The sequence below is a fragment of the Kitasatospora sp. Root107 genome (genome assembly GCF_001424875.1).
Taxonomy (GTDB): Bacteria; Actinomycetota; Actinomycetes; order Streptomycetales; family Streptomycetaceae; genus Kitasatospora.
The window spans coordinates 35018-47634 of record NZ_LMCT01000004.1; the positions used below are offsets into that span (position 1 = coordinate 35018).

The window sequence follows — 12617 nt, forward strand, 5'->3', positions numbered from 1 at the left end:
CTCGTCTATTCCGAGCAGACGCGCGGACAGGTCGGACAGACCTCTTCCGGTCGCACGGTGTAGAAGAGGCAGCAACTCACCCTGGTCCTGGTCCGGGTGGCCGTCGCCGACTCCACCGGGCGGAAGTCCGCCCCGCCGACGAACGGTGCGTCACTCGGCCCTGGCAGCAGCTCGGACACCTCGGCGGCGGCCCGCTCCTCCTCGCCGAGCAGGCCGCCCAGGAACCAGAGTCCTTCGATCACGTCGTCGGTGGCGATGCCCCAGAGGGTGCGCGGACCGCGCCGCACCAGCGGGCGGAAGGCGGCCAGCACCGGCGTCAGGTGTTCGGTCAGGGCGGCCAGCAGCTCGGCCCGCAGGGCGGGCTCGTCCGGGACCACCCGGGTGCCGGGGGCGCCGGCCGCCGGATCGTCCGGCAGGCAGGCGAACCCGGCCGGACGGACGAGGAGTTCACCGGCGGCGCGGTTGATCGCCACCCGGTCCACCGGCAGCCGGGGCACCCGGCGCTCCAGGAACCAGGGCAGCGTGAAGGCCAGCGTGACCGGCCAGACGTACCGGTGCAGTGAGAACCCGGCGGCCACGTCCGGACGGAGCGGCTCCCCGTACTCGGCCAGGCCGAGCCCGGCGTCGAAGGCCACCATCTCCCGGAGCACCGACGCGTCCCGGACCAGTGCCGCGGCGCCGACCCAGCCCGGGCCGCTGTGCAGCGGCCCGGTGCGGATCCGCAGGCTCGGGAACGCCGCGTGCTGGCGGGCGTAACTGCCGTGCAGCGGAGCTGTGCTGACGGGCCGACGGGATCCGGTGCTGCTCACGGTCATGCTGGCCCGATCGGGACGACCGGAGCTCCACGGAGCCCGGGGACGGCAAGGTGCACCTGCGGGTCTCCCCGGTCAGGTTAGGCTCACCTTATCTGATGCCGTTCCCGGCTGCCCGTCAGGCGCGGCCGTCCGGGGGAAGAGCGGGCGCGGGCACCGGGTTCAGGCGGCGCGCGAGCCAGACCGGTACGCCGCCGAGCGCCTGCACCAGCCGGGCCGCCTCCGCGCGCAGCCGGACCGCCTCGGCCGGCTCCGACACCTCGGCCAGTGCGGCCAGCGCCGGGGCCACCCCCACCGTGAAGCCGAGCTCCTCACGGATCGTCAGGGAGGCCCGGAAGCCCTCCCTGGCCCGCTCCAGCTCGCCCGCAGCCAGCGAGAGCGAGGCCAGGTGGCGCCAGGTGTACGAGCGCAGCAGTTGGTCCCCGACCCGGTCGGCGCCCTCGTGCGCCCGGCGGTACGCGATCCAGGCCGCCGTGCGGTCGTGCAGCAGGTTCTCCGCGACCAGGCCCCGGCGGAAGTCGAGCAGCGGCCGCCCGGGCGCGTCCGGCGGCAGCAGGGCCGAGGTGCGGCCGAGTGCGGCCTGGGCCTCGTCCAGCCGGTCGCGTGGGCCGAGCACGCTGGCGACGTACGCCAGGAAACCGCGGGCGCAGGTCGCGCCTGCCCGCTGGTCGGCCGTGGTCGCACCGGCCTCGGCGAGGCGCAGGGCCTGTTCGGCCTGCTCCCAGTGCGCGGCGGTGAACATGCACTGTTCGATGAGGAGTTCGGCTCGGCCGAGTGCGGCCGACGGATCGGCTGCGGCAGCCGGGCGGAGCAGTTCAGCGGCCTCCTGCCAACATCCACGGGAACGCAGTCGCCACACCGCGTCCGTCTTGCTGCCCCCCAGGGCCGTACCGTGCTCCGACAACGCCACCTCCTTGTGTGCGGTGTCCAGCGAGCGGGCTGCTGTGGCGGCAATTCAACACGGGGGTGAGCTTGTGCACCAGATCACGAGCGAGAGATGATCCGGAATCATCCGCTCCTCATCGAGTGGTCCAGACCAGTCGGGGTGGCTCGGATCAGAACGTCCAGCCGGTCTCCATCAGGGCCTCGGCGGCGCCGTTGGCGGGCTGCGGTATGCCCGCCGGGTCCAGCCGGAAGAGCGCGACCAGCAGTTGTTCGCCCCGGACCACGGCCTGCTGGGTGAAACCGGAGAGGGTGAACAGTGCGGCGGCGATCTCCTCGGTGTGCAGGGTCTGCAGCCAGAGACACTCCACCGTCTTGACGTCGGCCGGCGTACCGGCGGCGTCCACCTGGGCCACCATTCGAGTGCCCAACAGCGTGACGGCCGAACTCTCCTGATCCTCCGTCAGCTCCAGGTCGTCAAAGCCGAGCCACTGGAGGTAGCGGGCCGCCGTCAGCACCGCGTCCTCCTGGGTGCGCACCGGGTGCGGCCGGAACGGCGGCCGCTGCTGCCAGGCGGCGGGCTGCAAGTGGGTGCTCTGCGGCGGCACGGTCTGCCCGCCGCCGGACGCGATGCCGGTGAACGGGCGGGCGATGTGCGGCCGTTGCTCCTGCGGACGGCGGGACTGGCCCGGGCTGAGCGGCCCGGTGCTCTGCAGCCGGGGTGCGCGGTCCACCGGGAGGCGCACGGTGGCCCCGCAGTTGCAGGTGAACTCCGGCTGCGGCCACTGGTCGTTGCGCCCGCAGTGCGGGCACCGCATGCTCAGCCAGGAGTCCTCCCAGGACCGGAACCTGATCTGGACCGGCACACCGCCGCGCAGCAGCGGGACGCGCAACTGGGCGCCGCAGGGGCAGGGCAGGCTGGGCGGCTCGTACAGGTGCTCGCGGCGGCAGGCCGGGCAGCGGATCTCGGTCGCGCCGTAAGGCCGCTCGGCCCCTTGCTCGTTGAAGTCGTCGGGCAGCGGCACTCCGGGCATTACTTGCACCGTCCGTTCTGGTCGCCTGACCGGGGTCGGTACCCATCGTCGCTGATCCGCCGGGCTGTCGCCGCGATTTGCGGCAATCCTCAGGGAGAGACCAGGGGCACATCAGGGGCGCACGACCGACCGTTCTGACGGTCCGTCCAGCGGGCCAGGTCCGCCGGAGTGTCCAGGTCGTCCGGGACGGCGACGTCCCCGCACTCGACCAGGCGCACGTCAGGGGCGTGCACGGCCAGCAGCGCGCGGGCCCCGGCGTCGCCCTCCGCACCGGCGGCCGCCTCGGCGAAGTGCCGGGCGGCGATCAGTACGGGGTGCCCGCGCCGGCCGTCGTAGGCCGCGGCGGCCAGTTCGGCGCCGGCCCGGTGGGCGGCCAGCAGTCGGGCGACGGCGGCGGGGGTGACGCCGGGGGTGTCGACCAGCATCACCAGGACGGCGTCGGCCCCGGCGGGCAGGGCAGCCAGTCCGGCGCGGAGCGAGGAGCCCATACCGCTGGTCCAGTCAGGATTGTCGACAAGGAGACAGTCGCCGGTGTCGGCGGTGGCCCGTACCTGCTCGGCGGCCGCGCCCAGCACCGCGACCGTGGTGTCGCAGCCGCCGGCCCGGACCACGGCCAGGGCGTGTTCCAGCAGGGGGCGGTCCAGGTAGTCGATCAGCGCCTTCGGCCGGCCGCCGAGCCGCCGCCCGCCGCCTGCGGCGAGCACCAGGGCTGGAACGTAAGGGAGAGCGGCCATGAGACCAGTCTGCCGCCCGGTCCGGCGCCGGGGGAGTTGTGTGATCACACAAGGGTGGTCGGTGCTGCCGGGGTGGCGGCCGGGTCTTCCACCCCTGGAACTTCCCGGGGCTGGGACCTGTACTGAACAGATGTACACCGCACCTCCTCCGCTGGTGGACCGGTACGGCCGGGTCCACACCGATCTGCGGGTCTCGCTCACCGACCGCTGCAACCTGCGCTGCACGTACTGCATGCCGGCCGAGGGGCTGAACTGGCTCCCCAAGGCCGAGGTGCTCACCGACGACGAGATCGTCCGGCTGGTCCGGATCGCGGTCACCCGACTGGGCATCAGGTCGATCCGGCTGACCGGCGGCGAACCGCTGCTCCGGCGCGGCCTGCCCGGCCTGGTCGCCCGGCTGACCGACCTCGGCCCCGAGGTCTCGCTCACCACCAACGGCATCGGCCTGGCCCGGATGGCGGCCGACCTGAAGAGCGCCGGGCTGCACCGGGTGAACGTCAGCCTGGACACCCTGCGGCCCGAGCGCTACGCCGAGATCACCCGGCGGGACCGGATCGCCGACGTGTTCGCGGGGCTGGCCGCCGCCCAGGCCGCCGGGCTGGCGCCGGTGAAGATCAACGCGGTGCCGGTGCGCGGGGTGAACGAGGACGAGATCCTCGACCTGGTCGAGTTCGCCGCCGAGCACGGGTACCTGATGCGGTTCATCGAGTCCATGCCGCTGGACGCCCAGGGAGCATGGGAGCGGGACAAGATGATCACCGCCGACGAGCTGCTGGCGGTCCTGACGGAGCGTTGGGAGCTGATCCCGGTCGGCCGGCACGGCAACGCCCCGGCCGAGGAGTGGCGGATCGCCGGGACGGACACCGTGGTCGGCGTGATCGCCTCGGTGACCCGGCCGTTCTGCGGCGGCTGCGACCGGGTCAGGCTGACGGCCGACGGGCAGCTGCGGAACTGTCTGTTCGCCACCCAGGAGTCGGATCTGCGGGCGCTGCTACGCGGCGAGGCCGACGATCCCGCCATCGAGCAGGCCTGGCGCAACACCATCGCCCGCAAGGGGCCCGGCCACGACATCAACTCGGCCGACTTCGTCCAGCCGGACCGGCCGATGTCCGCGATCGGGGGCTGAGGGGTCGCCTCCGGCGGGGGTTGGGGTGGGTTGCAGTGGGGCTGGCCGAAGGTCCGCGATCGGCGACTGAACTGCGGGCGCCTCCGACGGAGCGTCAGGCGGCGGCGGGTTCGGGGGTGGGCGCGGGCTTGCCCGGGCCCGACCAGAGCAGGGCCCCGGCCAGCAGGGCCACGCCCCCGAGCAGCCAGGGCAGCGACCCGGCGGGCAGGGCGCCGGCGGTCAACCCGGCTGCGGCGCCGGTCAGTTGCAGGGACAGGGACTGGACGGAGAGGGCGGTGGCGCGTCCGGTGTCGGTGACCCGGCGGTGCAGCAGGTCGCTCTCGTTCGGCCCCGCCGCGCCGAGTCCGAGGTAGAGCAGGCCGTAGCCGGTGGCGGCGAGCAGCAGGGCGGCCGGGCCCCCGTACGGCACGGTGGCGCCGAGCAGCAGCAGGCCGACCGCACCGGTGCCCAGGCTCGCCAGGACTGCCCGCTCGCCGCTGCCCGTCAGCCGGGCGACCGTGGGCGCGAGTTGGCTGCCGAGACCCGAGCAGACGAAACCGGCGCAGGCGAGCCCGGCGAGCAGCACCGCGCCCGACTCGGGCCGGCCGGTCAGGGCGGCGGACCGGCCCGGGGTGAGGAGTTCGACCGTGGCCAGCGCGGCCCCGGCGGCTCCGGCGCTCAGCAGCACCCGGCGGAGCAGGCCGTCACGGGCCCCCAGACGCAGCCCGGCGAGCACGGTGGCCGGGACGCCCCGGAGCAGGCCGCGTACGGTGACGGGCGGTCGGGTGGGCTCGGGCAGGGCGGTCAGGACGTAGCAGACGAAGGCGATCTCGATGGCCGCGCCGAGCAGCAGCGGGACGGAGAGCGGGAGCACCAGACCGGCGGTGGCCGCGCCGAGGTCGAGGCCGGACCGGCTCCCGAGCAGCCAGGGCAGGCCGCCGCCGACCAGCGTGCCGAGGGCGAGTGCGGCGGAGGCCGCCGAGCTGCCCCTGGCCAGGCCGGTGCGCAGCTCCGCGTCGGGCCCTGAGACCGCCTGGACGGTGTCGACGTACCAGGATTCGGCCGGGCCGCTGAACAGCGCGCGGGCCGCGCCCTTGAGGACCGCCCCGAGGGCGAGCAGCCAGAGTGCGGTGCCGAGTGCCTGGAGGGTGAGCGCGACCAGGCTCAGCAGCCCGGCGGCGGCGAGCACGGGGCGGCGGCCGAGGACGTCGGAGAGGCCGCCGGTGGGCAGTTCGAGCGCGGCGGCGGTGAGCGAGTAGGCGGCGACCAGGCCCGCGACGCCGGGCAGCGTGACGCCCCGTTCGGTGAGCAGCAGGACCAGGGGAGCGATGGTCAGGCCGACCGGCAGCCAGCAGAGGAAACTGACCGTCAGATAGCGGCGGCGGGCGGCACGGAGGGCCTGCGGCGCGGTCACACCGGGTCCGTGGTGGGCTCGTGCGCGGCCAGCGGCAGTCCGGCGGCGAGCACGACCACCTGGGCGGCGCGCGGGTCGTTCTCGTCCCGGGCGGTCAGCTCGGTGAGCTTCTCCTCGAAGGTCTGCCACAGCTCGGCCAGCGACTCGGGCGTCAGACGGGGCATCAGGTCGCTGATCCCGGACGGCTCCACCCACTCGGGCCCGAGCCGCCCGGTGGCGATGTCCTGTTCGTGCCGGGCGAGGGAGGTCTCCAGGTGCTCGACCTGGCGCCGGCGGAGCAGGCTGAGGGAGGCCCGGCCGTCCGGGGTGGTGGCCAGCGCCTCGTTGCTCCACGAGGTCAGGGCGTGCACGGCCTGCCAGCGGCGCTCCCGCCCGTCGCGGTGCTCGGCCTCGGCGACGAACGCGTACTTGGCCAGGACCCGTAGGTGGTAGCTGGTGGAGGCGGAGGACTCACTGGTCCTGGCGGCGAGTTCGCTCGCGGTGGCGGGGCCGTCCTGCCGCAGCAGGCCGAGCAGGCGGATCCGCAGGGGGTGGGTGAGGGCCTTCAGTGCGGCCGCATCCTGGGTGGGGTCGAGCAGGCGATGGTCGTCTTCGGAGGGCATGACCGGAGCCTAGGGCGGCCGAAGGGTTTGCAGAAGTAGTTTTGCAAAACTTCTTTGGGAAAGCTCGGATCAGCCGGCGCACTGGGCGAGCATCACCTTCTTGTCGGCCGGGGTGACCGGGAGTTGGTACTTGAGCGAGACCTGGGCGAACCGGACGGCGTAGGAGCAGCGCACCGCCTCGTTCGCGGGGAGCCACTCGGCCGGGCCGGAGTCGCCCTTGGAGGCGTTCTGCGAGCCGTCGGCCGGGATCAGGTTGAGCGGGTCGTTGGCGATCTGGACCCGCTTGGCCTTGTCCCACTTGGCGGCGCCCATCTGCCAGTCGTAGGACAGTGCCATCACGTGGTCGATCTGGATCTTGCCGGCCTGCTGCTTGTTCCACTGGACGGTCTTGCCGGTGTACGGGTCGTAGATGGTCATCCCGGTCACCACGCACGTCGAACCGTCCTTGTGCTCAAGGGACTTGCCGTCCCTGGCGAGCAGGTCGTCACGGGTGCCGCAGTCGTTGTGGCCGAGCGGCACGCCGTCCACGTTGTCCGTCCACGGCGGGCCGAACTGGTCGCGGTCGTACCCGGCCTTGCCGCCGCTCTCGCCGGTGGCCACCTTGCCGATCAGGTCGCGGGCGGCCTTGCGGTCCTCGGGCGAGGTGATCGGGCCGAGGCCGGGCTTGGTGCCGTCCGGGTTCTGCAGCGGGTTGCTGCCGAGGGCGGTGGCGGGGGCCTGGTCCTGGGAGTTGGCGCCACTGCTGCAGGCCGCCAACGCCGGTGCGAGCAGCAGGAGAAGGGCGGTCGCGATCAGGGTGGTACGGCGGTCGCGCACGGAGTTCTCCCCCGGGTGGTGGTGCGGGTGGCTGACGGTTCACCAGCAGAGCAGCCGCCTCACGGGGGGTCAAGTCGGCGCGACGGCGCACCACGCGGGTGCGTGGAGGCTCACCTCCGGGATGCGGGACGACGGGAAACGAATGCGAGGAATCGGGGGTGGGGGTGATATTCGTGTGCGGTGAATAAAAAGATCGTCAGATTGTTCCGGGGTAGTGCCACGGCCGTGGTGGCAGCCGTACTGCTGGCCGGGTGCACGAGTTCCGCCACCCCCTCCGCCGACTCGGCCGGCTCGCCGACTCCGGTGGCCAGTGCGACCCCAAGCCCCACCCCGAAGCCGACGGGTGAGGCGGACCCGGCGCTGAAGCCGTTCTACGGCCAGCAGATCGCCTGGGCGGCCTGCGCGGACGACGCCGGGACCGAGAAGGTCGACGAGTCCGCGTTTCAGTGCGGAAAGCTGCGCGTTCCGCTGGACTACACGGCTCCCGCCGACGAGGCGATCGAGATCGCGCTGGCCCGCCGTCAGGCCGCCAAGCCCGACCAGCGGCTGGGCTCGCTGCTGGTGAACCCGGGCGGCCCGGGCAGCTCGGGGGTCGGGCATGTCCAGCACTCCTCGCTCTACCGGGAGGGCCCGCTGCGCGACCGCTTCGACCTGGTCGGCTTCGACCCGCGCGGGGTCGCCTCGAGCGCTCCGGTGCGCTGCCTGGACGACAAGGCGCAGGATGCCTGGGACTCCTCCGACGCCCGGAACGGCAGCCGCGGCAAGACGCTGGCGGACGGCTGCGCGGCCAACTCCGGCAAGCTGCTCGCCCACGTCGGCACCCGCGACGCCGCGCGGGACCTCGACGTCCTGCGGGCCGCCCTCGGCGAGCCGAAGCTCAACTACCTCGGCTTCTCCTACGGCACCTACCTCGGCACCCGCTACGCCGAGCAGTTCCCGGAGAAGGTCGGCCGGGTGGTGCTGGACGGTGCCGTGGACCCGCTGACCACGACCTTCGACAGCACCGTGCTGCAGAGCATCAGCTTCGAGAAGTCGCTGCGGGCCTTCGCCGCCGACTGCGCCGGACAGGCACAGTGCACCCTCGGCAAGGACCCGGCCAAAGCGGCCGAGAAGCTGGCCAAGTTCCTCGACGGCCTCAAGGACGAACCGCTGACCACCTCCGACGGCCGCAAGCTGACCGCCTGGTCCGGCTGGACGGGAGTGCTCGCCGGGCTGTACGGCGACCAGTCCCGCTGGGAGAACCTGCGCAACTCGATCGGCTGGGCGATGGCCCGGGACAAGGGCGACTACCTGCTCGCACTGGCCGACAGCTACTACGGCCGGGAGGAGAACGGCACCCACGACAACGGGATGGACGCCTACGCGGCGATCCTCTGTGCCGACCCGATGGCCGCGCCGCCGACCGACGCGCAGTTCCAGGCCGCGAAGCAGCAGCTGCACGATCAGGCCCCGCTGATCTCCGCGCACTTCGCCGACGAGGACCTGTTCGACCCGGACTGCCGGGCCTGGCCGTACCACCCCGTCGAGCAGCTCAAGCCGATCGGCCCGACCGGACCCGAGCCGATCCTGGTGGTCGGCTCCACCGGCGACCCGGCCACCCCGTACGCCTGGGCGGAGAAGCTCAGCACCCTGCTGACCAACGGCGTGCTGCTCACCCGGGAGGGGGAGGGCCACACCGGCTACGGCAAGAACACCTGCACCACCGACGCGGTGAACACCTTCCTGACCACGGGTCAGGCGCCGCCGAAGGGAACTCGCTGCGCAGGTCAGTGAGGCGGGCTCGTCCTCCCCGGGACCGGGACCGGGACCGGGACCGGGGCCGGTGCCCCGGTCCCGGGGAGGGCGAGGTGTCAGCTGGAGGCCAGCGGGAGGCCGGCCGAGGCCCAGTCCGCTATGCCCTCGCGGTACTTGCGGACGTTGGTGTAGCCGAGTGCGGTGAGGCGGTCGGCGACCTGGCCGCTGTTGGGGCAGCCCGGGTCGGAGCAGTAGGTGACGATCGCAGCGTCGCGGTCCGGCAGCAGCAGGGGCGCGAGCGCGTCCACGTCGGAGCGGACCAGGGCGACCGCGCCGGGCAGGTGCTGCGCGGCGTAGTACTCGCCGCCCAGGGTGTCGAGCACGGTGACCGAGCCGGCGTCGATCGCCGCCCGGAGGTCCTCGCGGGAGATGAGTGCGGTCATATGGCAGCCTCCAGAGAAATCGGACTATAGTCCGCCTGTGACTGGAGACATTACCGGACCGCAGTCCGGTTCCGCCATCCCCCTGGAACTGCTGCGCACGCCGCCGGTCAAGGAGCGGGCCGACGCAGCGCGTAACCGCGCTGCCGTACTCGACGCCGCCGCCCGGCTGTTCGCCGAGCACGGGGTGCAGGGGGTGTCGATGGACCAGGTCGCGGCTGCGGCCGGGGTCGGCAAGGGCACGCTGTTCCGCCGGTTCGGGGACAGGTCGGGGCTGGCGGTGGCGCTGCTCGACGCCCGTGAGCGGGAGCTCCAGCAGGCGATCCTGACCGGGCCGCCGCCGCTCGGGCCGGGCGCGCCGGACGCCGAGCGGCTGGCCGCCTTCGCCGACGCCTATCTCGGCTATCTGGTCGAGCACCTGGACCTGGTCCGGATGTCCGAGACCGCCGCGCCGGGCGCCAGGTACCGGATCGGCGCCTACCGGTTCTGGCACCGGCATCTGTCGCTGCTGCTGGCCGGTGCGCCCGACCCGGCGGCCGATGCGCACAGCCTGCTGGCAGCCCTCGGGGCGGAGCATGTCGCCGCGCTGCTCCCGGAGTTGGGCGAGGAGCGGGTGCGCGAAGCAGTGGCCCGGCTGGCAGCCCGGCTGGGGCCGGCCTGAACGACGCACCGCCCGCCGGAGCGAACTCCGGCGGGCGGTGCTGGGGTGGGCTGAGGGAGGGTCAGCCGGTGGTCAGGTCGTAGACCGTGGTGCCGCCGACCGTCTGGGCCGTGAAGGTGGCCGCGACCCAGGCGGAGATCTCGGACGACTGGCTGGAGCCGCCCATGCTGCCGCCGCCCATCCCGCCTTCCGCGCCGCCCATGCCGCCCGCACCGCCGATGAAGTAGTGCACCTTGCCCTGCTGGACGTACTGCTTGAACGCGTCCAGGGTGAGCGAGGGGTCGGAGCCGTTGAAGCCGCCGAGGGCCATCACCGGTGCACCGGTGGCGAGTTGGTAGCTCGCCTGGTTCTGCGAGCCGACCGCTGCGGCGATCCAGGTGTACTGGTCGGCGTCCTGCTTCAGGAGCTTCGCCAGCTCGTCGCTGACCTGGGCGCCGTTGATCAGGCCGCCCATGCCACCACCGCCCGCGCCGCCGCCCATACCGCCGCGGCCGCCGGTCTCGCGGATGCCGCCCGCCGGGAGCTGCCCGCCGGGCTGGGCGCCGCCCTGGCCGCCGCCCTGCGGGAACGCCCCACCCGGGACCGCCCGGGCGCCGGGCGGCAGTTGGCCGCCGCCGGGGATGAGCATCATCCGACCGTCCTCGGCGCCGCCGGGGAGCCGCATGCCACCGGGGCCGCCCATCGCGCCCTCGACCCGGGGGCCGGCGGTCGGGATCGAGCCGGTGTGCGCGGTCGAGACGGTGTCCACCGCGTACGCGGCCGGCCCGCCGAGCGCGGCGGCCAGCGCCACCACTCCGGCGGCCGCACCGATCCGTCCGGCCACCCGGGCGGGCAGCCGGGTGCCCGCGAGCAGGGCGACGGCGGCCAGCAGCCCGCCGATCAGGACCGCCCAGCGCAGCCACGGCACGAAGTCGGTGCTGCGCCCGAGCAGGACGTACCCCCAGACCGCGGTGCCGCCGACGGCGAGGCCGAGCAGCGCCGCGTACGGCAGCCGCCGGCGGGCCCGCCAGAGGCCGTCCACGCCCATGCCGACCAGCGCGGCCACCGCCGGGGCCAGCGCCACCGTGTAGTACTGGTGGAAGATGCCGGACATGTAACTGAAGGTCAGCGCGGTGCAGAGCAGCCAGCCGCCCCAGACCAGGAAGGCGGTCCTGGCACCGTCGGTGCGCGGGGCCCGGCGGGTGGCCCAGAGGCCGACCAGCAGCAGGAGCAGCGCGGCGGGCAGCAGCCAGGCGATCTGGCCGCCGATGTCGCCGTCGAACAGCCGGGTGATGCCGGTCTCGCCCCAGCCGCCGCCCTGGCCGCCGCGGCCACCGCCGCCGCCGACGCTGCCGGTCTCCTCGCCGGTCAGCCGGCCGAAGCCGTTGTAGCCGAAGGTGACGGAGAGGAAGCTGTTGTCCTGCGAACCGCCGATGTAGGGCCGGGCGGAGGCCGGGGTGAGCTCGACGATCGCCACCCACCAGCCCGCCGAGGCGATCATCGCCCCGGCGCCGTACAGGAGTTGGAGCACCCGTCGGCCGAGCCCGGTCGGTGCGACCAGCAGGTACACCAGGGCGAAGGCGGGCAGCACCAGGAAGGCCTGCAGGGTCTTGGTGAGAAAGCCGAAGCCGAGCATCATGCCCACGAAGAGCATCCACCGGGCGCTCGCCGTCTCGGTGGCCCGCACCAGGCCGTAGGCGGCCAGCGTGAGCAGCAGCACCAGCAGCGCGTCCGGGTTGTTGAACCGGAACATCAGCGCGGCGACCGGCGTGAGGGCCAGCACCGCACCGGCCACCAGGCCGCCGAGCGGGGAGAACCGGCGGCGCACCGTGGCGTACACGGTGGCGACGGTGACCACGCCCATCAGGACCTGTGGGGCCAGCAGGGCAAAGGAGTTGAGGCCGAAGATCCGGACCGAGAGGGCCATCGGCCAGAGCGACATCGGCGCCTTGTCGACGGTGATGAAGTTGGCCGCGTCCGAGGAGCCGTAGAAGAACGCCTTCCAGCTCTGCGAACCGGCCTGGACCGCGGCCGAGTAGAAGGAGTTGGCCCAGCCGGAGGAGCTCAGGTTCCAGAAGTAGAGCAGCGCGGTGGCCGCCAGCAGGCCGAGCAGTGCGGGGCGGGCCCAGGCCGGGTCGTCGGGGCGGCCGCGCCAGGCGCGGGTGGGCAGCGTCCGCAGTCGGCCGGCCCAGGAGGTCGGGCCCTTGGGGACGGCTGCCAGGAGCTCGACGGGTGGGAACAGTGGTTCGACCGTGGCCCGTGCCGGGGGCTCGGGGGTCTCCGGCGGCGGGTAGTTCGCAGCCTCGGGCCACGGTTCACTGGTGGGAGGAGGGGAACTGGTCGTGGTCATGAGCGCTACGCTCTGCTGCCCCGCTGAGATTTTCGTGAAGCACAGCTGTGAGCA

General features: G+C 73.5%; 12 protein-coding genes. 3 read left to right on the top strand and 9 right to left on the bottom strand.

Going from position 1 to position 12617, the window contains the following annotated elements:
- Positions 1 to 5 precede the first annotated feature (5 nt).
- From ASC99_RS05310 to ASC99_RS05325, 4 genes are all read right to left on the bottom strand, one after another.
- Entirely contained in the window at positions 6 to 815 is an 810-nt protein-coding gene (locus ASC99_RS05310; protein WP_057228840.1) for a (2Fe-2S)-binding protein, read from the bottom strand.
- A gap of 115 nt (positions 816 to 930) precedes the next feature.
- On the bottom strand, positions 931 to 1716 hold the full coding sequence (locus tag ASC99_RS05315; protein WP_082598094.1) for a hypothetical protein: 786 nt from the start codon (positions 1714 to 1716) through the stop codon (positions 931 to 933).
- Positions 1717 to 1867: 151 nt separating this feature from the next.
- Entirely contained in the window at positions 1868 to 2728 is an 861-nt protein-coding gene (locus ASC99_RS05320) for a hypothetical protein (RefSeq protein ID WP_057228842.1), read from the bottom strand.
- An 89-nt stretch (positions 2729 to 2817) separates the two neighbouring features.
- Positions 2818 to 3462, bottom strand: a complete 645-nt coding sequence (locus ASC99_RS05325; protein ID WP_057228843.1) for an NTP transferase domain-containing protein — start codon at positions 3460 to 3462, stop codon at positions 2818 to 2820.
- Between the two features lie 130 nt (positions 3463 to 3592).
- Here ASC99_RS05325 and moaA point away from each other — a divergent pair, with 130 nt between their 5' ends.
- The gene (gene moaA, locus ASC99_RS05330) at positions 3593 to 4588 is read left to right on the top strand and encodes a GTP 3',8-cyclase MoaA (protein WP_057228844.1); all 996 of its coding nucleotides are present in this window, start codon (positions 3593 to 3595) and stop codon (positions 4586 to 4588) included.
- Between the two features lie 94 nt (positions 4589 to 4682).
- Here the strand turns inward: moaA and ASC99_RS05335 are convergent, their stop codons facing one another.
- The 3 genes from ASC99_RS05335 to ASC99_RS05345 all read right to left on the bottom strand — a co-directional run bounded on the left by ASC99_RS05335 (position 4683) and on the right by ASC99_RS05345 (position 7399).
- A complete protein-coding gene (locus ASC99_RS05335) occupies positions 4683 to 5981 on the bottom strand; it encodes an MFS transporter (RefSeq protein WP_057228846.1) in 1299 nt (432 codons plus the stop codon).
- A complete protein-coding gene (locus ASC99_RS05340; protein ID WP_057228848.1) occupies positions 5978 to 6583 on the bottom strand; it encodes a helix-turn-helix domain-containing protein in 606 nt (201 codons plus the stop codon). The genes ASC99_RS05335 and ASC99_RS05340 overlap by 4 nt, the downstream gene beginning before the upstream one ends.
- A 69-nt stretch (positions 6584 to 6652) precedes the next feature.
- Positions 6653 to 7399, bottom strand: a complete 747-nt coding sequence (locus ASC99_RS05345; protein ID WP_082598095.1) for an HNH endonuclease family protein — start codon at positions 7397 to 7399, stop codon at positions 6653 to 6655.
- Positions 7400 to 7624: 225 nt separating this feature from the next.
- On the opposite strand from ASC99_RS05345, the gene ASC99_RS05350 reads away from it, so the two are divergent.
- Complete coding sequence (locus tag ASC99_RS05350; RefSeq protein ID WP_235502447.1) at positions 7625 to 9172, top strand: alpha/beta hydrolase; 1548 nt, start codon at positions 7625 to 7627, stop codon at positions 9170 to 9172.
- A gap of 77 nt (positions 9173 to 9249) precedes the next feature.
- Here ASC99_RS05350 and ASC99_RS05355 read toward each other — a convergent pair whose 3' ends face one another.
- Positions 9250 to 9576, bottom strand: a complete 327-nt coding sequence (locus ASC99_RS05355) for a rhodanese-like domain-containing protein (RefSeq protein ID WP_057228852.1) — start codon at positions 9574 to 9576, stop codon at positions 9250 to 9252.
- Between the two features lie 37 nt (positions 9577 to 9613).
- Between ASC99_RS05355 and ASC99_RS05360 the strand changes: the two genes are divergently transcribed.
- A complete protein-coding gene (locus tag ASC99_RS05360; RefSeq protein ID WP_235502446.1) occupies positions 9614 to 10234 on the top strand; it encodes a TetR/AcrR family transcriptional regulator in 621 nt (206 codons plus the stop codon).
- A gap of 61 nt (positions 10235 to 10295) precedes the next feature.
- On the opposite strand, the gene ASC99_RS05365 is transcribed toward ASC99_RS05360, so the two are convergent.
- Positions 10296 to 12563: a glycosyltransferase family 39 protein gene (locus tag ASC99_RS05365; protein ID WP_057228854.1), complete on the bottom strand. Its 2268-nt coding sequence runs from the start codon at positions 12561 to 12563 to the stop codon at positions 10296 to 10298.
- Positions 12564 to 12617: the final 54 nt, after the last annotated feature.